Origin of the sequence: Azospirillum sp. A26, assembly GCF_042604635.1 — a bacterium.
GTDB classification, from domain to species: Bacteria; Pseudomonadota; Alphaproteobacteria; order Azospirillales; family Azospirillaceae; genus Azospirillum; species Azospirillum palustre.
In genome coordinates this window covers 1,411,348-1,431,604 of the sequence record NZ_CP170472.1, presented here as the reverse complement: position 1 = coordinate 1,431,604, position 20,257 = coordinate 1,411,348, and the positions used below count along the sequence as shown (strand labels likewise).

The following is a 20,257-nucleotide window of genomic DNA, read 5'->3' as shown; positions in this document are numbered from 1 at the left end:
ACCAGGACGATGACGCCGGATCAGGCCGAAAGCATCTATCGCCAAGGCCTGATCGCCGCGCAGGCCGGCCGCTGGGCCGAGGCGCAGGAGGCGATTGCCCAAGCCATCACCGCCCGTCCCGGTGTCGCCGTCTGGTGGGCCACCTATGGGCTGGTGATGGAAAGCCAGGGCGATCTACCGGGTGCAGTGCAGGCCTTCGCCGGGGCGCTGAACCTCGACGGCGATCTTGCCATGGCGATGGACGGCCTGCTGGCGGCGGCGGAGACGCTGGCCGCTGCCGGCCACGCCGATCTGGCGGAGGGCTGTTACTGTCGCGCGCTGGCGCTGACCCCCGGCACGCCAGCCGCGCTCGTCAAGGCAAGTGCCCTGATGTTGGTGCAGGGGGTGGACCCGTCCAAGCTGCTGCGCCGTGCCGCACTGCTTCAGCCCGAACGCCCGACCTGACCGAACTGCCGCCGGGGCCGCTGTCAGTCGCGGTCGTCGTAATCCTCGTCCCGCTCGTCCTCGTCCGCTTCGGCGGCGAGGCGGCGCTGGTTGGCCAGCATGTCGAGCGCGCCCTGGAGGATGTAGGCGGCGGCCATCTTGTCGACCACCTCGTCCCGGCGCTTGCGGGTCATGTCGGCCTCGCCGATCATGAAGCGCTCGACGGCGGAGGTCGACAGCCGCTCGTCCCAGAAGGCGATCTCTGCGTCCCAGCCCAGCAGGTCGGAGCGCTCCAGCAGATTGTTGGCGAAGGCGCGCACCGACTCGGCGCGCGGCCCCTCCGTCCCGTCCATGTTCAACGGCAATCCAACCACCAGCCCGCCGATGCCGTAATCGCGGATGGTCTTGCCCAGTTCACGCGCATCCTGGGTGAACTTGGTGCGCTTCAGCGTGCCGATGGGGGATGCGACGATCAGTCCGGGATCGGCCACCGCCAGCCCGACGGTCTTGGTGCCGACGTCAAGGCCAAGCAATCGTTGGTTTTTGCCCAGCCGGGCCGCGAGTTCGGAGAGGGTGTGAATCATCGCCCGACCATAGGGCCGCAGCCTTGTCACCGCAAGATCGCTTGAGTTGATCCCAAAGATACTTACTCTTCTAAGTATGAGCAGTCCTCTCTCCCATGCCCTCCTGTCGCACCGGCCGCTCGCCGACGCCGACATCCCCACGATCTGCGGCTTTCCCCGCACGGCCGAGGAACTGTATTTCCTGTTCCCGCGGGCGGTCTGGCCGCTGACCCCGGATCAGGTTCGGGCGACGTTGGGCATCCGCCGCGACCCCACCGTCGTCACCCTGGCGGAGAATGGGCGGGAGCGTGTGGTCGGCTATGCCAACTACGCCACCTTCGAGGATGGCCGCACCGCCAGCATCGGCAATGTCAGTGTCGATCCGGCCCTGCGCCGACGCGGCATCGCCGAATATCTGGTGCGGACCATGATCGACCGCGCCTTCGACCATCACCGCCTGCCCGAACTGACGCTCTACTGCTTCAACACCAACACGCCGGCCCTGCTGCTCTATGCCAAGCTGGGCATGGCGCCCATCGCGCTGGAGACGCGGGTGACGCCCTGGGGCCAGCCGGTCGCGCTGTTCAAGCTGAGCGTGAACCATGCGAGCTGGTGTTCGGTCGCTCCCATCGCTGCCTGACCTTCCGAATATTTAATGATCGGGCCCGCTGGCGGGGCGGGGCACGAGGCGTATAGTCGGTCGCCTGTGGACGCGGTTGCCTCATCGGACGCGCGGCCCGAACCACCGACGGAGCGGACGGATGAGCAAATTGGGCGTGGATGCGAACCGGCGTGCGGTGCTGGCCGGACTTGTCGCCGGCGGTGCCGGGCTGTTTGCCGCCGGTGGGGCAAAGGCGATCACCGCGCAGTCCAGTTCGGATTACGGCGCCATGCTGGATGCCGCCTGCGGCGCCAGCGCCGACCACAAGCGCCAGATCGCCGCGGTGGAGACGACTCTGGGCGCTCTTCTCCCCGACGCGCGGGTGGTGGAGGCGTTGCAGCGCACCCAATGCCCGTCCTGCGGATGCCCGCTGGCGCTGGCCGCCGGGCTTGCGAAAGGCGATGCTGGCGCCTTCTGAGCGGTGGAATGGCCGCAATCGTTGCGGATGAAGCCGGCGGGTGCTAGCTTCGCGGCCGATTTCCAATGTTTTGGAAGAGAGTAGAGGCATGTCGCTCGACAAGGCCACGGTGGCCAAGATCGCGCATCTGGCCCGCATCAAGGTGCCGGACGAGGAACTGGAATCCCTGGCTGGGGAACTGAGCCAGATTCTGACCTTCGTGGAACAGCTCAACGAGGTCGACACGAAGGACGTGCCACCGATGACCAGCGTCGCCGCGCAGAAGCTGCGCCGCCGCAAGGACGAGGTCACCGACGGCGGCTACGCCGCGCAGGTCCTGTCGAACGGTCCGGAAACGGCCGAAGGCTTCTTTGTCGTGCCCAAGGTGGTCGAGTGATGACGGCGCTCACGCATCTGACGATGGCCGAGGCCCTGGACGGCCTCGCCAAGAAGGAGTTCACCGCGGTCGAACTGACCGAGGCGCATGTGCGCGCGGTCGAGGCCGTGCGCCCCTTCAACATCTTCATCACCGAGACCCCCGACGCCGCCCTCTCGATGGCGAAGGCCAGCGACGAGCGCCGCGCGCAGGGCACCGCCGGTCCGATGGACGGCCTGCCCATCGCGGTGAAGGATCTCTTCTGCACCCAGGGCGTCGCCACCACCGCCGGCAGCCACATCCTGGACGGCTTCAAGCCGGAATATGAGTCCACGGTGACCTCCCAGCTGTGGCGCGACGGCGCCGTCATGCTGGGCAAGGTGAACCTGGACGAGTTCGCCATGGGTTCGGCCACCATCACCGCCCACCAGGGCGAGACGGTCAGCCCGTGGAGCCCCGGCGCGCCGGGCGCTTGGGAGAAGAAGATCGTCGCCGGCGGCTCGTCGGGCGGGTCCGCCGCGGTGATCGCCGCGCGCGCCGCGCTGGGCGCCACCGGCACCGACACCGGCGGCTCTATCCGCCAGCCGGCCGGCTACACCGGCACCGTCGGCATCAAGCCGACCTACGGCCGCTGCTCGCGCTGGGGCATCGTCGCCTACGCCTCTTCGCTGGACCAGGCCGGGCCGATGACCCGCACGGTCGAAGATGCGGCGATCATGCTGCGCTCCATGTGCGGCTTCGACCCGAAGGACTCCACCTCGGTCGATATGCCGGTTCCGGACTTCCGCGCCGCCCTGACCGGCGACATCCGCGGCCTGCGCGTCGGCATTCCCAAGGAATACCGCGTCGAGGGCCTGTCGGCCGAGATCGCCGCGCTGTGGGAGCAGGGCATCGCCTGGCTGAAGGAGGCCGGTGCCGAGCCGGTCGAGGTCAGCCTGCCGCACACCAAATACGCGCTGGCCGCCTACTACATCATCGCGCCGGCCGAGGCGTCGTCCAACCTCGCGCGCTATGACGGCGTGCGCTACGGCCTGCGGGTCGAGGGCGGCAACCTCAAGGAGATGTACGAGAACACCCGTGGCGCCGGCTTCGGCAAGGAAGTACAGCGCCGCATCCTGATCGGCACCTATGTGTTGTCGGCCGGCTATTACGACGCCTACTACAACAAGGCCCGTCAGGTGCGCACGCGCATCAAGTGGGACTTCGACGAGGCGTTCAAGAGCTGCGACGTCATCCTGACGCCGACCGCTCCCAGCACTCCCTTCGCCATCGGCGAGAAGATGGACGATCCGGTGCAGATGTACCTGAACGACGTCTTCACCGTTCCGATCAACCTCGCCGGCCTGCCGGCGATGTCGGTCCCCGCCGGTCTCGGTGCCGACGGCCTGCCGCTCGGCCTCCAGCTGATCGGCCGCCCGTTCGACGAGGAGACGTTGCTGCGCGTCGGTCAGGTCGTCGAGAAGGCCGCCAACTTCACCGCGGTTCCGCCCTTCGTGGCGTGAGGCGGGTGCTTTGACAGCGAAAGGGCCGGCTCCCGCGAGCCGGCCCTTTTCGTTTGGAATGGGGCTGGCGGCCCTTACGCCCCGCCGATGCCCTGCACATAGGTCTCGCCGGTCTTCGGATCGATGTTCTCGCCCGTCCCCGGCGTGCCCGGCGGCGCTTCGTCCTTGTCGCTCATCGGTTCGACCGCAGGCGTCACCGGGATCGGCTTGCCCGCCGGACGGTCGCTCCCGGACCGGTCAGTCTGCGGCATATCGGACGTCTTCTCGTCGGCCATGGCGGCTTGCTCCCTTCGTTGGCTTGGTTCATCCCCACCAACAGGCCATCGGCAGCATCGTCACCCCCGGACCCCCTATTCCGCGGCCTCCAGCGCCACCCGCGCCAGCTCCAGCAGCGTCTTGTCCACCTCCTCCTCGTCATAGCCGGGGTTGTCGGCCAGGGAGTCGCGCAGGCGCATGGTGATGAGTTCGCCGGTGTGATGCTTTTCGTAAAGGCGGACGTCGCCCAGCGCCTTGGCAACGCGGCGCAGCTTATCGCGATCCATCATGCTCTCCCGTCTTGGTCACCCAACTTGATCACTGCTGTGGCAACAGCCAGGCCGGTGCATCATTCCCCGTCTTCACATTCGCCCATGCGCCGTACTGCGCTTGGATGGCGGAACAGGAGGGGGCTTTCCGGCGTCCCTGTAGATGTCGGCAATCATGGCGATTGGGGGCGTAAGCATGGATCCGGGACACGATCAACGGCGCGAACTGCTCACCCGCGTCCGCCATGTCGTGGAGCATTACGAGCGCTACAGCACCGCCGGCCCGGCCATCATGCGCGGTGTGCGCTATGACCTTGCGGTGCGGGCAACCGACCTGAACGGCGATGGCTGCCTCTTCCCCGCGTGTAGCTGCGCGAAGGCGGATTGCGCGGAGCGCAGGGGATGCGCGCCACCGGATGTCGGCGTCTGGATCGAGCAGGCCAAAAAAGAAAACCGCCCCCGGCGCGAACCGGGAGCGGCTTTCGAATGATGCGTGACCAATCGCGGCGCCCGTTGCCGGACACCGCGAGGCAACATCAGACCGAGTAGTACATTTTGTACTCGATCGGGTGCGGCATGGTCTCGAAGGCCATCATCTCTTCCGTGCGGAGGTCGATGTAGCCGTCGATCATGTCGGCCGAGAAGACATCGCCCTTGCGCAGGTACTCGTTGTCCTCGCGCAGCGCGGTGAGCGCCTCGCGCAGCGAGCCGCAAACCGTCGGAACCTTGGCCAGCTCGTCCGGCGGCAGGTCGTACAGGTTCTTGTCCATCGCGTCGCCGGGGTGGATCTTGTTCTGGATGCCGTCCAGGCCGGCCATCAGCATGGCGGCGAAGGCCAAGTACGGGTTGGCCGACGGATCCGGGAAGCGCACCTCGACGCGCTTGCCCTTCGGCGAAGCGACGTACGGGATGCGGCAGGAGGCCGAACGGTTGCGGGCCGAGTAGGCCAGCAGGACCGGGGCCTCATAGCCCGGGACCAGGCGCTTGTAGCTGTTGGTCGACGGGTTGGTGAAGGCGTTCAGCGACTTGGCGTGCTTGATGATGCCGCCGATGTAGTACAGAGCCAGCTCCGACAGGTCGGCATACTGGTTGCCGGCGAACAGCGGCTGGCCGTCCTTCCAGATCGACTGGTGGCAGTGCATGCCCGAACCGTTGTCGCCGAACACCGGCTTCGGCATGAAGGTGGCCGACTTGCCGTAGGCGTGGGCGACGTTGTGCACCACGTACTTGTAGTACTGCATGTTGTCGCCGGTGCGGACCAGCGTGTCGAACTTGATGCCCAGCTCGTGCTGGGCGGCGGCCACCTCGTGGTGGTGCTTCTCGACCGGAACGCCCATCTCGGCCAGGACGCTCAGCATCTCGGCGCGCAGGTCGTTGCAGCTGTCGACCGGAGCGACCGGGAAGTAGCCGCCCTTGGTGCCCGGGCGGTGGCCCAGGTTGCCGTCCTCATAGTCCTTGCCCGACGAGTAGGAACCCTCGTCCGAGGCGAACTCGTACGACACCTTGTTCATGTCGACGGAGTACTTCACGTCGTCGAACACGAAGAATTCGGCTTCCGGACCGAAGAAGACGGTGTCGCCGATGCCGGCCGAAGCGGTGTAGCGCTCGGCGGCCTTGGCGATGCCGCGCGGGCAGCGGTCATAGGCGCCGCCGCTGGCCGGATCATAGACGTCGCAGAGGATGTTCAGCGTCGGCTGGGCGGCGAACGGATCCATCACGGCCGTCGTCGGGTCCAGCTTAAGGATCATGTCCGACTCTTCGATGCCCTTCCAGCCGGCGATCGAGGAACCGTCGAACATGATGCCGTCTTCGAACACGTCCTCGTCGATGGTGGAGACGTGCTGAGCGGTGTGGTGCAGCTTGCCGCGCGGGTCGGTGAAGCGCAGGTCCACGTACTTGACGTCGTGTTCCTTGATCAGGTCGAAGACCTTGCTGATGTCGGACATGTCTCTTTTTCCACGCTTTAAGAGGGTTGGATCCCGCTGCGTCAAGCCGCTGTCGAAGCCCCTACGGGGCTTTGGCGGCGGAGGGCGGCGCTCGCGGCGGACGTTATCTCACGCCTTTCTTCCCCACACAACGCGCCAACCCAAAAAGTCGCACGTTCGCCATAGGCGGCCTTCGGCCGTTCGGCGAGGTCTGCGGCCGGGGCCGGCATGAGGGGGAGGGGAAATCGGCGCATGTTGGCGGATGCTGGTCGGAGGGAGGTCGGTCGGAACGGTCGAGACGAGGACGTCGCGCGATCAGATCGCGTCGGCGCCCTTCTCACCGGTGCGGATGCGGACAACTTCCTCCACGGGCGTGACGAAGATCTTGCCGTCGCCGATGCGGCCGGTATGCGCGGCCTGCTGGATCGCCTCGATCGCCCGTTCCACCAGGGAGTCTTCCATCACCACCTCGATCTTCACCTTCGGCAGGAAGTCCACGACGTATTCCGCGCCGCGGTAAAGCTCCGTGTGGCCCTTCTGGCGGCCGAAGCCCTTGGCTTCGGTGACGGTGATCCCCTTGATCCCGACTTCGTGAAGGGCTTCCTTCACCTCGTCGAGTTTGAACGGCTTGATGATGGCTTCGATCTTCTTCATGGGTCTCTCGTGTACGAGGTGCCAACGCCGGCAGGCACCGTCCACGGCACTGCCGACAGCGACGACGGTAAGCATGGAGCGTGCCACATTCGGCCGATCCGGTCCGGCGGCATCGACGCTGGTCATAAGACGGTCGGATGCCGTCCGATGGGGCAGGGTGCTGCCGAAGGATTCAGCGGAGTGAACAATATTTGTGCAACTGGCGCAAGCGCTCCGCGTCAACCGGGGCTCGAAGGCCCTGTCGGACGGGAGAAAGGGGTGCCGGTCCGCTCCGAAAGAAGTTTTTTCGCTTTTCGTGAAAAAGCCGCTTGACCGGCCAGCCGCGGTGGAGCATAACGCGGCTCCCGACGGCGGAAACGCTGACGGCGGCGGTGGTAGCTCAGTTGGTAGAGCTCTCGGTTGTGGTCCGAGCGGTCGTGGGTTCGAGTCCCATCCATCGCCCCATCTTCTTCTTCGCGTCTTGGAAAAATTCTGTTCTATAAACGTCCGCACGGCTTAACCGCCGTCGCGGGCGTTTTTCGCATGTCGGCATGGAATTTCCCGGGTGAAGACATCGCCTACGGGTAGAGCGGGCGTGCGTATCTTCGCCCGCCCAGGAAACGGCAAGGCAAGCCAGGGTTGGCCAGGGGTGGGGAGAGTGGGGGATGGATGAGCTTCTGTCCGTCGCGGAGATGTACCGGGCCGACCAGCTGACGATTGCCGCCGGAGTGCCCGGTCCGGCCCTGATGGAGGCCGCCGGCGCCGCCGTGGTCCGGGCGGTGTGCGAGCGCTGGGCGCCGCATCCGACCGCCGTGCTCTGCGGCCCCGGCAACAATGGCGGCGACGGCTTCGTCATCGCCCGGCTGCTGCTGGAGGCCGGCTGGCCGGTGCGGCTGGCGCTGCTCGGCACCCGCTCGGCCCTGACCGGCGATGCCGCGGTGGCGGCAGAGCGCTGGCCCGGCCCGATCGAGGCGGCCGATCCCTACATCCTGAAGGGCAACCCCCTCGTCATCGACGCGCTGTTCGGTGCCGGCCTGACCCGGCCGCTCGACGGCCTTGCCCGCGCCATCGTCGAGGCGATGGAGGGCCGCACCGTCGTCGCCGTCGATGTGCCGAGCGGCCTGCATGGCGACAGCGGGCGGGTGCTCGGTGCCGCACCGCAGGCGGCGCTGACCGTCACCTTCTTCCGCCGCAAGCCCGGCCATGTGTTGCTGCCCGGACGCACCCTGTGCGGCGAGGTGGTGGTCGCCGACATCGGCATTCCGGACCGGGTGCTGGACGGCATCGCACCGCAGACCGCGGTCAACGAGCCGTCGCTGTGGAGCCACCGCTTCCCCTGGCCGGCGCTGGACGGCCACAAATATGCGCGCGGCCATGCGGTGGTGCTGGGCGGAGCGCGGATGACGGGGGCGGCACGGCTGGCCTCGGTCGCCGCTCTCCGCGCCGGGGCTGGGCTGGTCACCATCGCCTGCCCGCCGGAGGCTTTTCCGGTCTATGCCGCCGGCTGCGCCAGCGTGATCGTCGATCCGCTGGAGGATGCCGGCGCCTTCGCCCGGCTGTTGCAGGATCCGCGCAGGAATGCGGTGCTGGTCGGGCCGGGTGCGGGGAGGGGCGCGCAGACCCGCGCCGCGGTGATGGCCGCGCTGGACGCCCGGCGCGCCTGCGTGCTGGATGCCGATGCGCTGACCAGCTTCGCCGAGTCGGCCGACGAGTTGCTCGACCGGCTCGACCAGCGCTGTGTCCTCACCCCGCATGAGGGGGAATTCGCCCGGCTGTTCGGCGATTCGGTGGGCATGGACGGCGACAAGCTGTCGCGGGTGCGCGCCGCCGCCGCGCGCTCCGGTGCTGTCGTCGTGTTGAAGGGCGCCGACACCGTGATCGCCGCCCCGGACGGCCGTGCCGTGGTCAACGTCAATGCGCCGCCCGATCTCGCCACCGCCGGGACCGGCGACGTGCTGGCCGGCATCGTGCTGGGGCTGCTGGCGCAGGGGATGGACGGGTTCGAGGCCGCCTGCACCGCGGTCTGGCTGCATGGCGAGGCCGGGCGCGCGCTCGGTCCCGGCCTGATTTCCGACGATCTGGCAGGCGCGCTGCCCGGCGTGCTGAAGGCGTTGAAAACGCAGGGATAAGTTCTGCCAAGGACAGGTTGGAGGCGGTCCGGAGACGACGTTGGCGGTACCCCTGACGGCGGCGTCCGCCGGCCCCCTTGCGGTAGAGCGCCGGCAGGGCCAGAGTCTGGGGTATGAGCGACGCACCCGACACCACCATCCTGGAGCCTGTGCCGCCATCCCAGGCCGCGCAGCCCAACTTCCTCGACCGCGCGCTGGACAACCTGCGCACCCGCTGGCGCGAGATCGCGGCCTCGGCCCGCGGCGCCGTCGGCGCACCGCCGCGCACCCATCTGCCCAAGGAGGACGCCGAGCGTCTGAAGGAGCAGATCGAGGCCTGCCTGGAATCGCGGGGCGGCGAGGTTTCCGCCCGTGCCCGCGCCGCCCAACTCGGCCGCACCTATCTGGCCCTCGATCCGCAGGGGCGGCGCAATTTCCTTCTAATGCTCGCGCGCGACTTCGACGTCGACCGCGACGCGGTGATGGAGGCGATGGCGACCTTCCAGGCGGCGGCCGACCCGGTGGCCCGCGGCCATGCCGAACGGGCCTTGCGCCGCGCGCTGGAACCGCCGCGCCTGCGGCTGCTGACCCAGTTCAACGCCCTGCCGGAAGGGGTGAAGTTCCTGGTCGACCTCCGCGCCGAGCTGATGGAGATGGCGCTTGGCGAACCGCTGTTGCAGGCGCTGGAAGACGATCTGAAGAACCTTCTGCGCGCCTGGTTCGACGTCGGCTTCCTGGAGATGCACCGCATCACCTGGGACAGCCCGGCCTCGCTGCTGGAAAAGCTGATCAAGTACGAGGCGGTCCACGAGATCAGCGGCTGGCAGGATCTGAAGGACCGGCTCGATTCGGACCGGCGCTGCTTCGCCTTCTTCCACCCGCGCATGCCGCACGAGCCGCTGATCTTCGTCGAGGTCGCCCTGGTGCAGGGCATGTCGGACAATGTGCAGGCGCTGCTCGACCCGACCGCCCCGGTCTGCGATCCGAAGAGCGCCGACAGCGCCATCTTCTATTCGATCTCCAACGCCCAGGTCGGGCTGGCCGGGATCAGCTTCGGCAATTTCCTGATCAAGCGGGTGGTCGACGGGCTGGCGACCGAGTTCCCCAACATCAAGTGCTACGCCACCCTGTCGCCCATTCCGGGATTCCGGCGCTGGTTCGACCGCGCCCTGGACCGCGACGGCGACGCCCTGCTGACCAACACGGAAGCCGAGCGCATTGCCGAGCGGCTGGCCGAGCTTGATCGGGCGGCCGATGCGGACGCCTCCACCGAAGGCGGTGTCGGGGCCGACGAATCGCCGCTGCTCGCCCGCGCGCTCGCCAGTCCCGGCTGGGCGGAGGACGAGGAGTTGCAGAAGCGCCTGCGCGGTCCGCTGATGCGGATGGGCGTGCATTACCTGACCACGGTGCAGGAGGCGAAGGGCCATGGCCGCGCCCGCGCGCTGGACCCGGTGGCGCATTTCCACCTGACCAACGGTGCACGAATGGAGCGGCTGAACTGGCTGGCCGACAGGTCGGCCAAAGGGCTGAAACAGTCGCTGGGGATGATGATCAACTACCGCTACCGGCTGGGCGAGATCGACGCCAACCACGAGGCCTACACCGGCGAGGGGCGCATCATCACATCGTCCGCCGTACGGTCGCTGGACAGGGCAGGGAGCAAGGCGGGGGGCAAGGCCGGCGGCTGACGCGAAAAGACCGGGCCTCACTCTCTCGGACGGGTCCAATTTGCCTGTTTGCTTCCGCCGCGCTGTGCTATAGACCGGACTTCGCCGGCGGTCCGGCGGGTGTTTGCGCACCCGTCGCGGCTGCCTTTGCCATGAACGCGGGCGTGGCGGAATTGGTAGACGCGCTGGATTTAGGTTCCAGTGACTTCGGTCGTATGGGTTCAAGTCCCTTCGCCCGCACCATGGCAACACCTTGGACCGCATGGACAACACGGATTCGGGCCGCCCGGACGGGCGCCGCCGGGCCGGACCAACGAGATAGGCTTTCGTTCCGATGAACATCACCGAGACCAGCACCGACGGCCTCAAGCGCGAATTTCAGGTCGTCATTTCCGCCAAGGACATCGAAGAGAAGGTGAACGGCAAGCTGGAAGAGCTGCGCCGTACGGTCCAGCTGCCGGGCTTCCGTCCGGGCAAGGTGCCGGTCACCGTGATCAAGCAGCGCTATTTCGGCGGCGTGCTGTCCGAGGTGCTGGAAGACGCCATCTCCGACAGCTCGCGCCAGGCGTTGAGCGAGCGCGGCCTGCGCGTCGCCCTGCAGCCGAAGATCGAGGTCGAGAAGTACGAGGACGGCGGCGACCTCACCTACAAGATGGCGGTCGAGCTGCTGCCGGACGTCGAGCCGGGTGAATTCACCGGCCTGGAGCTGGAGAAGCCGGTCGCCGAGGTGAGCGAAGAGGCGGTCAACGAGGCGGTCACCCGTCTGGCCTCCGCCCATTCGACCCAGGCCCCGGTCACCGAGGACCGCGCTGCCGAGACCGGCGACATTGCCGTGATCGACTTCGCCGGTACGGTCGACGGCGAGGCGCTGGAAGGCATGGACGGCAAGGACTACCCGCTGGAGCTGGGTGCCGGCCGCTTCGTTCCGGGCTTCGAGGAGCAACTGGTCGGCGTCAAGGCCGGCGAGCACCGCACCGTCAACGTCACCTTCCCGGAAGACTATCCGCACGAACGCCTGAAGGGTGCTGCGACCGTCTTCGAGGTCGACGTGAAGGAGCTGCGCAAGAACGTCCCGGCCGAAGTCAATGACGAACTCGCCAAGGAGTTCGGCATGGAGAGCCTGGAGAAGATGCGCGAAGCGATCCGCGACCGCATCAAGGGCGAGTATGACGGCCTGTCGCGCCTGCGCGTGAAGCGCCAGCTGCTCGACAAGCTGGCCGAGGCCCATTCCTTCGAGGTGCCGGCCGGCATGGTCGACATCGAGTTCGAGGGCATCTGGGCCCGCCTGCAGGAAGAGCTGAAGAACGGCACGGCCGGCGAGGACGCCAACAAGTCCGAGGACGAGCTGAAGGCCGAGTACCGCTCGATCGCCGAGCGCCGCGTCCGTCTGGGTCTGCTGCTGTCGGAAGTCGGCCGCCGCAACAACATCCAGGTCACCCAGGACGAGGTCAACCGCGCCCTGATCAACGAAGCCCGTCGCTTCCCCGGTCAGGAGCGTCAGGTGTTCGAGTTCTTCAAGCAGAACCAGCAGGCGCTCGAGAACCTCCGCGCCCCGATCTTCGAGGACAAGGTCGTCGACCACATCCTGGATCAGGCCAAGGTCACCGAGAAGACCGTCAGCGTCGAAGAGCTGACGAAGGACGAGGACGAGGCTGAGGCCGCCTAACTCCCCAAAAGGAGTGGGGGCGGACTACCATCCGCCCCCAAAGGTTCCTATATGTGGTTCCGTGCCGGCAACGATCACCGGTTCAGCCAACTGCGGGGGCAGGGAAGAACACATGTACGACTTCGAGCCGAAGATGAATGCTCTGGTCCCGATGGTCATCGAACAGACCAACCGGGGCGAGCGCGCGTACGACATCTATTCGCGCCTGCTGAAGGAGCGGATCATCTTCCTGATCGGCGGAGTGAACGACGCCGTCGCCAGCCTGATCTGCTCGCAGCTGCTGTTCCTTGAGTCGGAGAACCCGAACAAGGACATCGCGATCTACATCAATTCGCCGGGCGGCTACGTCTCGGCCGGCCTCGCCATCTACGACACCATGCAGTACATCCGTCCGCAGGTGTCGACGGTGTGCATGGGGCAGGCCGCCTCGATGGGCTCGCTTCTGCTGGCCGCCGGCGCGCCGGGCAAGCGTTTCTCGCTGCCCAACAGCCGCATCATGATCCACCAGCCGTCGGGCGGCGCCCAGGGTCAGGCCTCGGACATCGAAATCCAGGCCCAGGAAATCCTGAAGCTGCGCTCGCGTCTGAACGACATCTACGTCAAGCACACCGGGCAGGATCTCGACACCATCGAGACCGCCATGGAGCGCGACAAGTTCATGTCGCCGGAAGAGGCGAAGGCCTTCGGTCTGATCGACGAGGTGGTGGAGAAGCGCCCGGGCGTCGACCATCATTCGTGAGCAGCGGGTCCTCGGCCCTCCCAACAAAGGGTTGATCGGGTCGTGACGCTGTTGTTGAATGGCAGTGACACGATCCGGTCATCGACCGGTTCCGACAAGGAATCGGTCCCGAATGGGGAGAGTCTCGCAAGGGACCCGGCTATGCGGATCGTGATGCGTCGCCAAAACGGCGCATGACCTTGTCGCGGACGCCGTCCGCGATAACCTGAGTAGGACCGGCGTCGGGGGGCGCCGCGAACGGGCATGGCCCTAGGGGCCACGCCTCCCGCGAGATGACGGAGTACCGATGAGCAAGTCCAGCAGCGGCGATTCGAAGAATACGCTCTACTGCTCCTTCTGCGGCAAGAGCCAGCACGAGGTCCGCAAGCTGATTGCCGGTCCGACGGTGTTCATCTGCGATGAATGCGTCGAACTGTGCATGGACATCATTCGCGAGGAGAACAAGACGACCCTCGTGAAGTCCCGCGACGGAGTTCCGACTCCGCGCGACATTCATGCGGTGCTCGACGATTACGTCATCGGACAGTCCTACGCCAAGCGCGTGCTGTCGGTGGCGGTCCACAACCACTACAAGCGCCTCGCCCACGGGACGAAGCACAACGACGTCGAACTGGCGAAGTCGAACATCCTGCTGATCGGCCCGACCGGCTGCGGCAAGACGCTGCTGGCCCAGACCCTGGCCCGCATCATCGACGTTCCCTTCACCATGGCCGATGCGACGACGCTGACCGAAGCCGGTTACGTCGGCGAGGACGTCGAGAACATCATCCTCAAGCTGCTCCAGGCCGCCGACTACAATGTCGAGCGGGCGCAGCGCGGCATCGTCTACATCGACGAGGTCGACAAGATCAGCCGCAAGTCCGACAACCCGTCGATCACCCGTGACGTGTCGGGTGAGGGCGTGCAGCAGGCCCTGCTGAAGATCATGGAAGGCACCGTCGCCTCCGTGCCGCCGCAGGGCGGGCGCAAGCATCCGCAGCAGGAATTCCTGCAGGTCGACACCAGCAACATCCTGTTCATCTGCGGCGGCGCCTTCGCCGGTCTGGACAAGATCATCGCCCAGCGCGGCAAGGGCACCAGCATCGGCTTCGGCGCCGATGTGCGGTCGGCCGACGAGCGCGCCACAGGCGAGATCCTGCATGAGGTCGAGCCCGAGGATCTGCTGAAATTCGGCCTGATCCCCGAGTTCATCGGCCGTCTTCCGGTTCTGGCCACCCTGTCCGATCTGGACGAGGCGGCGCTGGTAGAGATCCTCAGCAAGCCGAAGAACGCCCTGGTCAAGCAGTACCAGCGCCTGTTCGAGATGGAGGACGTCCATCTGGAGTTCTCCGAGGACGCCATGCGCGCCATCGCCCACAAGGCGATTGCCCGCAAGACCGGCGCCCGCGGCCTGCGGTCGATCATGGAGGCCATCCTGCTCGACCCGATGTTCGACCTGCCGGGCCTGACCGGCATCGAGAGCATCCTGGTCAACAAGGAAGTGGTCGAAGGGCGTGCAAAGCCTCTCTACGTTCATGCGGAACGGCGCAGCGAAGCGCCGGGTGCATAACCGTCTGGGTTTTCCCGGTGCGGATATCAAAAAAGGGACGCTTCGGCGTCCCTTTTTCTTTTTCCGATTGCTGCCGCATATCCCAATAAAACCATTCTCTGCACTGAGCCCCCTTGATGTAAACCGCCGAAATAGCGAATCAATTCAACAAATTTAACGAATATAAAAAGATAAAGCCTTAATCTCGGTGCAGAGACATCGGGTAGGGTGGGTGAATTGCCTTCATTCCAGGCTTGGCATCTCCGCTATCCATTGTTTGCGTACAAATATTGCGGTGGGCGGGAAATGAAAATACGCAGTTTCCTTTACGTTTGCTTGGCGTGCGGCGGAGTGGTCGCGTCGGTCCCGGCCACTTGGCTTGCGGTGCAGGAAATCAACTCGGCCGGCCGGGCGTCAGCCGCCAGGGATGTGGTTGACGTCCTCGGCGCCGCCACCGCCGTTAACGAGGCGATGGCTCTCGAGCGCGGCGTCGTCAACCTGCCGCTGACGGCTGGGGCGGCGATCGACGACGCCGGCCGGGACTCGCTCAAGAAGGCACGCGCCCAGTCCGATGCTGTGCTCGCCCGCTACGTTGCCGCCGCCAAGGCGCTGGGCGACCCGAAGTCCGCCGACGAGACCGCCGCCCTGGGCAACAGTCTGGCGACCGTCCGCACCCAGGTCGACGGCTGGCTGGTGAAGGACCGGTCCGGCCGCCCGGCCGATGCCTCGGCGCAGTTCTTCGCCGGCATGGTCAAGGTCACGAGCCAGGTCGGGGTGACGATGAACCGCCTCGGTCATCGTTTGAACGATCTCGATGCGACCGTCGGCGACCGGGCGGATATCGCGGTTCGCGCGGCCCACTTGCGGGAGATGGCCGGCCAGCAGTCGGTCCTTTATTTGCGCGCACTCGGAACCGGCAAGCCGATGACCTCGGAAGCCGAAGCGGAGGCGATGACGCTGGAGGGGCGGATCGCGGCCAATTGGGAGTCGGTCGAGGACGATATCGTCACCGGCGAGATGGAGCCGGCCCTGCGCACGGCGTTGGAGACTGCCCGGAAAGGCTACATTCAGGGTTTCGGCAACTTCAAGACCCGCGTTCTGACCGCATCGCGGGCGGGCAGGCCCTATGATTTGGACGGTGCGGAATGGCGCCGCTCGGCCTCGCCCCTGCTGCAGGACCTCCTGGTGATCCGCGACGCGGGCTTCACCGTCGGGCGGGAACTGGCCGACGGCCATCATGCCTCGGCTCTGCGTCATCTGATGCTGGCTGCCGGAATCATCGTCGCTGGGCTTGGCGCATTGCTGGGTGTGGCGATTGCGATCACGCGCCGGGCCTCGCGCCCCATCGTCGAACTGGCCCGGATCGTCGGTGCGATAGCCGGCGGACGGCGTGACCTCGACGTCCTCCACCGGAACCGCTCCGATGAAATCGGCGAGATGGCCGCGGCAATCGACGTGCTGCAAACCAGCGCCCGCGAGGCCGACTCCGCCGAAACCCGCCGACGGACGGAACTGGAGCAGCGCGAGGAGAACCGGCGCGCCATGGAACGGGCGACGCAGGATTTCGTGGCGCAGCTCGAATCGGTGGTCGGACATCTGTCCGCCACGGCGGACTCCGTGCGCGGCAACTCCGAACGTTTGTCGTCCGCCGCAGAATGCGCCTCCTCCCTCTCGTCCTCCGTGGCATCCGCGTCGGAACTGGCCAACGGCAACATCCAGACGGTCGCGGCCGCCGCGGAGCAGCTGCAATCCTCCATCGGCGAAATCAGCCGCCGGATCGACGATGCGTCCCGGATCGCTCAGGACGCGGTGCGCGAGGCCGGCAGCACGGCCGGAATCGTCGCGACCTTGGCCGACCGTGCCGCCGACATCGGCTCGGTGGTCGATATGATCAGTTCCATCGCGTCCCAGACCAATCTCCTGGCGCTGAACGCCACCATCGAGGCCGCCCGTGCCGGCGAAGCGGGCAAGGGATTCGCCGTGGTCGCCAGCGAAGTGAAGAATCTGGCCGGTCAGACCGCGAAGGCCACCGACGACATCCAACTTCGCGTCGGAGAGATTCGTGACGTCAGCGGCAGTGCCGTGACCGCCATCGACGCCATCAGCCGCACCGTCGCCGCGATCAGCGAAGCGGCGTCGGCCGTCGCCGCCGCGGTGGAGCAGCAGAATGCCGCCACCCGCGAGATCGCCCGCAACATCCAGGCTGCCGCCCAGGGCACTGTGGAGGTGTCCGGCAGCATCGGACAGGTCGCTTCCACCGCCGAAAGCACGCGCGTCGCGTCCGGAGAGCTGCTGACCGCGTCGCGCGGCCTGTCGCATGAGGCCGGAACCCTGCGTACGACCGTCGATGGCTATGTGAACCGCCTCAAAACTGCCTGATCTGGCAAAAACGGGGAGGGAAGCGGCGGTTTCCTGCCAGGTTGCGGCTTGGAAACCGCCCTTGGGGGTTGTCAGCCCCTTGAAGGCCGCAGGGCCGTGTGCCACGTTAGTCGGGTGCCGTAGGCGATCCCCGCGCTCAACCCGAGGCGGGGGCTGTGTCAGGCCCAGTCCGGGCTGGCGGCGATCCATTCATTGAGGCCCTGCCCATGATCGAACTCTCCCGTGGTGCCCTCTACCCGGTCCTGCCGCTGCGCGACATCGTGGTTTTCCCCCACATGATCGTGCCGCTGTTCGTCGGGCGCGAGAAGTCCGTGCGCGCGTTGGAAGACGTGATGAAGGATGACAAGCAGATCCTGCTCGTCACCCAGAAGAACGCCGCGCAGGACGATCCGACTCCGGCCGACATCTACAGCGTCGGCACCGTCGGCACCGTGTTGCAGCTGCTCAAGCTGCCGGACGGGACCGTCAAGGTGCTGGTGGAAGGCGGCCAGCGGGCCGCCATCACCAAGTTCGCCGACAATGAGGAGTTCTTCCAGGCCCAGGCCGAGCTGGTCGAGGAAAAGACCGGCGAGAACCAGGAGCTGGAGGCGCTGAGCCGCGCCGTCGTCTCCCAGTTCGAGCAGTACATCAAGCTGAACAAGAAGATCCCGCCGGAAGTGCTGGTCTCGATCAACCAGATCGAGGAAGCCGGCAAGCTGGCCGACACCGTCGCGTCGCATCTGGCGCTGAAGATTCCGGAAAAGCAGCAGCTGCTGGAATGCGCCACCGTGTCGGAGCGTCTCGAGCGGGTCTATGCCTTCATGGAAGGCGAGATCGGCGTGCTGCAGGTCGAAAAGCGCATCCGCAACCGCGTCAAGCGGCAGATGGAGAAGACCCAGCGCGAGTATTATCTGAACGAGCAGCTGAAGGCGATTCAGAAGGAACTCGGCGAGACCGAGGACGGCCGCGACGAGTCGGCGGAGCTGGAAGAGAAGATCAACAAAACCCGCTTCTCCAAGGAAGCCCGCGAAAAGGCGCTTGCCGAGCTGAAGAAGCTGCGGTCGATGAGCCCGATGTCGGCAGAGGCCACCGTGGTCCGCAACTACCTGGATTGGATGCTGTCCATTCCGTGGAAGAAGCGCACCAAGGTGAAGCGCGACCTGAAGCTGGCCCAGAAGGTGCTGGACGACGATCATTACGGTCTGGAGAAGGTCAAGGAGCGCATCCTTGAGTACCTCGCCGTCCAGAACCGCATGAACAAGGTCAAGGGTCCCATCCTCTGCCTCGTCGGACCGCCCGGCGTCGGCAAGACCTCGCTCGGCAAGTCGATCGGCAAGGCCACCGGCCGCAACTTCGTCCGCATGTCGCTGGGCGGCGTCCGTGACGAGGCCGAGGTCCGAGGCCACCGCCGCACCTACATCGGCTCGATGCCCGGCAAGGTCATCCAGGGCATGAAGAAGGCCAAGTCCTCCAACCCGCTCTTCCTGCTGGACGAGATCGACAAGCTCGGCGCCGACTGGCGCGGCGACCCGTCGTCGGCCCTGCTGGAGGTGCTGGATCCGGAGCAGAACGGCACCTTCAACGACCATTACCTGGAGGTCGATTACGACCTGTCCGACGTAATGTTCGTCTGCACCGCCAACACGATGCGCATGCCGCAGCCGCTGCTGGACCGCATGGAGATCATCCGCGTCGCCGGTTACACCGAGGACGAGAAGGTCGAAATCTCTAAGCGCCACCTGATCGAGAAGCAGATCGAGGCGAACGGCCTGAAGAAGGGCGAGTTCACCATCTCCGACGATGCGCTGCGCGATCTGGTCCGCTACTACACGCGGGAAGCCGGTGTCCGTTCGCTGGAACGCGAGATCGCCAACCTCTGCCGCAAGGCGGTGAAGGAGATCCTGCTGAAGTCGGGCGGCAACGCCAAGGTCGCGGTCACCCGTCGCAACCTCGACAAGTATGCCGGCGTCCGCCGCTTCCATTACGGCGAGGCGGAGCTGGAGGATCTGGTGGGCGTCACCACCGGTCTGGCCTGGACCGAGGTCGGCGGCGAGCTGCTGTCGATCGAGGCCGTCGGCCTGCCCGGCAAGGGCCGCGTCACCACCACCGGCAAGCTGGGCGACGTGATGAAGGAATCGGTCCAGGCGGCCGAGAGCTACGTCAAGTCGCGCGCTATCGCCTTCGGCATCAAGCCGACGCTGTTCGAGAAGAAGGACATCCACGTTCACGTTCCCGAAGGCGCCACGCCGAAGGACGGCCCGTCGGCCGGTGTCGCCATGGCCACTTCCATCGTCTCGGTGCTGACCGGCATTCCGGTGCGCAAGGACGTGGCGATGACCGGCGAGATCACGCTGCGTGGCCGGGTGCTGCCGATCGGTGGCCTGAAGGAGAAGCTGCTGGCCGCCCTGCGCGGCGGTATCAAGCATGTGCTGATCCCGAAGGACAATGAGAAGGATCTTGCCGACATCCCGGACAACGTGAAGCGCGGGCTGGAGATCATGCCCGTCGGCACGGTGGACGAGGTGCTGCGCAACGCGCTCGTCCGTCCGCTGGAGCCCATCGAGTGGACCGAGCCGGAGGTCGATGCGGCCGCGGCGAAGGCCCAGGAGAAGGGTGCCGACGGCGACGCGCTGCGTCACTGATGTGGGACCGGCGGTCGCGATCCGATCGTGACCGCCACCCGTTGGCGTGACTTTTGGGACAAGAGCCGCTTTGCCGCCCGTCGGGAATTGACGGACGGCAAGCGCTGTGCTTATCCTTTGCTTCCAAAAAGTCGTGGACGAAAAGTCCTGGGGCGGCTTTTGTCTTTCAGTATTTGCTGAATTTCGAAGGGGGATTGCGTGAACAAGAACGATCTCGTGGCGCATGTTGCCGAAGCGTCCGGTTTGTCCAAGACCGACGCCACGAAGGCCGTCGATGCCGTGTTTGACAGCATTGCCGAATCCTTGAAGAACGGTGATGAGGTCCGTCTGGTCGGCTTCGGCACTTTCGCGGTCGCTGAGCGTCCCGCGACCGAAGGCCGCAATCCGCGCACCGGCGAGAAGATCGACATCCCGGCGTCCAAGCAGCCGAAGTTCAAGGCTGGCAAGACCCTGAAGGACGCCTTGAACTAAGCGCTTATCAGCGCTTGAAGTTTTTGGCCCGCTCAGGGCATAGTGCGGCCGGCCGGGCATCCACCCGGCCGGCT

Annotated in this window: 19 protein-coding genes and 2 tRNA genes; 16 read left to right on the top strand and 5 right to left on the bottom strand. The window is 66.2% G+C overall.

Features of this window, described 5'->3' with window-relative positions; genetic code table 11:
* Window positions 1-9: 9 nt before the first annotated feature.
* Complete coding sequence (locus ABNQ39_RS07350) at window positions 10-444, top strand: hypothetical protein (protein WP_376959708.1); 435 nt, start codon at window positions 10-12, stop codon at window positions 442-444.
* 23 nt (window positions 445-467) lie between these two features.
* Here the strand turns inward: ABNQ39_RS07350 and ruvX are convergent, their stop codons facing one another.
* On the bottom strand, window positions 468-1,007 hold the full coding sequence (gene ruvX / locus ABNQ39_RS07345; RefSeq protein ID WP_376959707.1) for a Holliday junction resolvase RuvX: 540 nt from the start codon (window positions 1,005-1,007) through the stop codon (window positions 468-470).
* Between the two features lie 76 nt (window positions 1,008-1,083).
* Here ruvX and ABNQ39_RS07340 point away from each other — a divergent pair, with 76 nt between their 5' ends.
* From ABNQ39_RS07340 to gatA, 4 genes are all read left to right on the top strand, one after another.
* Entirely contained in the window at window positions 1,084-1,626 is a 543-nt protein-coding gene (locus ABNQ39_RS07340) for a GNAT family N-acetyltransferase (protein WP_376959706.1), read from the top strand.
* A 121-nt stretch (window positions 1,627-1,747) separates the two neighbouring features.
* Window positions 1,748-2,065: a hypothetical protein gene (locus ABNQ39_RS07335; protein WP_376959705.1), complete on the top strand. Its 318-nt coding sequence runs from the start codon at window positions 1,748-1,750 to the stop codon at window positions 2,063-2,065.
* A gap of 88 nt (window positions 2,066-2,153) precedes the next feature.
* Window positions 2,154-2,441 (top strand): Asp-tRNA(Asn)/Glu-tRNA(Gln) amidotransferase subunit GatC, encoded by a 288-nt coding sequence (gatC, locus tag ABNQ39_RS07330; protein ID WP_042691134.1) that lies wholly within the window; start codon window positions 2,154-2,156, stop codon window positions 2,439-2,441.
* Window positions 2,441-3,922, top strand: coding sequence for an Asp-tRNA(Asn)/Glu-tRNA(Gln) amidotransferase subunit GatA (gatA, locus tag ABNQ39_RS07325; RefSeq protein ID WP_376959704.1), 1,482 nt, complete (start codon window positions 2,441-2,443; stop codon window positions 3,920-3,922). The genes gatC and gatA overlap by 1 nt, the downstream gene beginning before the upstream one ends.
* A 74-nt stretch (window positions 3,923-3,996) precedes the next feature.
* Here gatA and ABNQ39_RS07320 read toward each other — a convergent pair whose 3' ends face one another.
* Both ABNQ39_RS07320 and ABNQ39_RS07315 read right to left on the bottom strand, forming a co-directional pair.
* Window positions 3,997-4,197 (bottom strand): hypothetical protein, encoded by a 201-nt coding sequence (locus ABNQ39_RS07320; RefSeq protein WP_376959703.1) that lies wholly within the window; start codon window positions 4,195-4,197, stop codon window positions 3,997-3,999.
* Window positions 4,198-4,272: 75 nt separating this feature from the next.
* Window positions 4,273-4,467: a hypothetical protein gene (locus ABNQ39_RS07315; RefSeq protein WP_376959702.1), complete on the bottom strand. Its 195-nt coding sequence runs from the start codon at window positions 4,465-4,467 to the stop codon at window positions 4,273-4,275.
* 175 nt (window positions 4,468-4,642) lie between these two features.
* Here ABNQ39_RS07315 and ABNQ39_RS07310 point away from each other — a divergent pair, with 175 nt between their 5' ends.
* Window positions 4,643-4,936 (top strand): hypothetical protein, encoded by a 294-nt coding sequence (locus tag ABNQ39_RS07310; RefSeq protein ID WP_376959701.1) that lies wholly within the window; start codon window positions 4,643-4,645, stop codon window positions 4,934-4,936.
* 46 nt (window positions 4,937-4,982) lie between these two features.
* Here ABNQ39_RS07310 and glnA read toward each other — a convergent pair whose 3' ends face one another.
* Both glnA and ABNQ39_RS07300 read right to left on the bottom strand, forming a co-directional pair.
* Complete coding sequence (glnA, locus tag ABNQ39_RS07305) at window positions 4,983-6,392, bottom strand: type I glutamate--ammonia ligase (RefSeq protein WP_376959700.1); 1,410 nt, start codon at window positions 6,390-6,392, stop codon at window positions 4,983-4,985.
* Window positions 6,393-6,686: 294 nt separating this feature from the next.
* Complete coding sequence (locus tag ABNQ39_RS07300; RefSeq protein WP_012974531.1) at window positions 6,687-7,025, bottom strand: P-II family nitrogen regulator; 339 nt, start codon at window positions 7,023-7,025, stop codon at window positions 6,687-6,689.
* Between the two features lie 368 nt (window positions 7,026-7,393).
* On the opposite strand from ABNQ39_RS07300, the gene ABNQ39_RS07295 reads away from it, so the two are divergent.
* From ABNQ39_RS07295 to ABNQ39_RS07250, 10 genes are all read left to right on the top strand, one after another.
* Window positions 7,394-7,469: transfer RNA gene (locus ABNQ39_RS07295), tRNA-His, on the top strand.
* Between the two features lie 200 nt (window positions 7,470-7,669).
* Window positions 7,670-9,133, top strand: coding sequence for an NAD(P)H-hydrate dehydratase (locus ABNQ39_RS07290; protein WP_376959699.1), 1,464 nt, complete (start codon window positions 7,670-7,672; stop codon window positions 9,131-9,133).
* 113 nt (window positions 9,134-9,246) lie between these two features.
* Window positions 9,247-10,800 carry a malonyl-CoA decarboxylase gene (locus tag ABNQ39_RS07285; RefSeq protein WP_376959698.1) on the top strand — a complete coding sequence of 518 codons (1,554 nt, stop codon included), beginning with the start codon at window positions 9,247-9,249 and terminating at the stop codon, window positions 10,798-10,800.
* Between the two features lie 137 nt (window positions 10,801-10,937).
* Window positions 10,938-11,022: transfer RNA gene (locus tag ABNQ39_RS07280), tRNA-Leu, on the top strand.
* Between the two features lie 91 nt (window positions 11,023-11,113).
* Entirely contained in the window at window positions 11,114-12,445 is a 1,332-nt protein-coding gene (gene tig, locus ABNQ39_RS07275) for a trigger factor (protein ID WP_376959697.1), read from the top strand.
* Window positions 12,446-12,557: 112 nt separating this feature from the next.
* Complete coding sequence (gene clpP / locus ABNQ39_RS07270) at window positions 12,558-13,184, top strand: ATP-dependent Clp endopeptidase proteolytic subunit ClpP (protein ID WP_098739527.1); 627 nt, start codon at window positions 12,558-12,560, stop codon at window positions 13,182-13,184.
* 286 nt (window positions 13,185-13,470) lie between these two features.
* Entirely contained in the window at window positions 13,471-14,733 is a 1,263-nt protein-coding gene (gene clpX, locus ABNQ39_RS07265) for an ATP-dependent Clp protease ATP-binding subunit ClpX (RefSeq protein WP_012974526.1), read from the top strand.
* Between the two features lie 330 nt (window positions 14,734-15,063).
* Complete coding sequence (locus tag ABNQ39_RS07260; protein ID WP_376959696.1) at window positions 15,064-17,091, top strand: methyl-accepting chemotaxis protein; 2,028 nt, start codon at window positions 15,064-15,066, stop codon at window positions 17,089-17,091.
* A gap of 206 nt (window positions 17,092-17,297) precedes the next feature.
* Complete coding sequence (gene lon, locus ABNQ39_RS07255; RefSeq protein WP_098739529.1) at window positions 17,298-19,712, top strand: endopeptidase La; 2,415 nt, start codon at window positions 17,298-17,300, stop codon at window positions 19,710-19,712.
* A 198-nt stretch (window positions 19,713-19,910) separates the two neighbouring features.
* Window positions 19,911-20,183, top strand: a complete 273-nt coding sequence (locus ABNQ39_RS07250; protein ID WP_012974523.1) for an HU family DNA-binding protein — start codon at window positions 19,911-19,913, stop codon at window positions 20,181-20,183.
* Window positions 20,184-20,257: the final 74 nt, after the last annotated feature.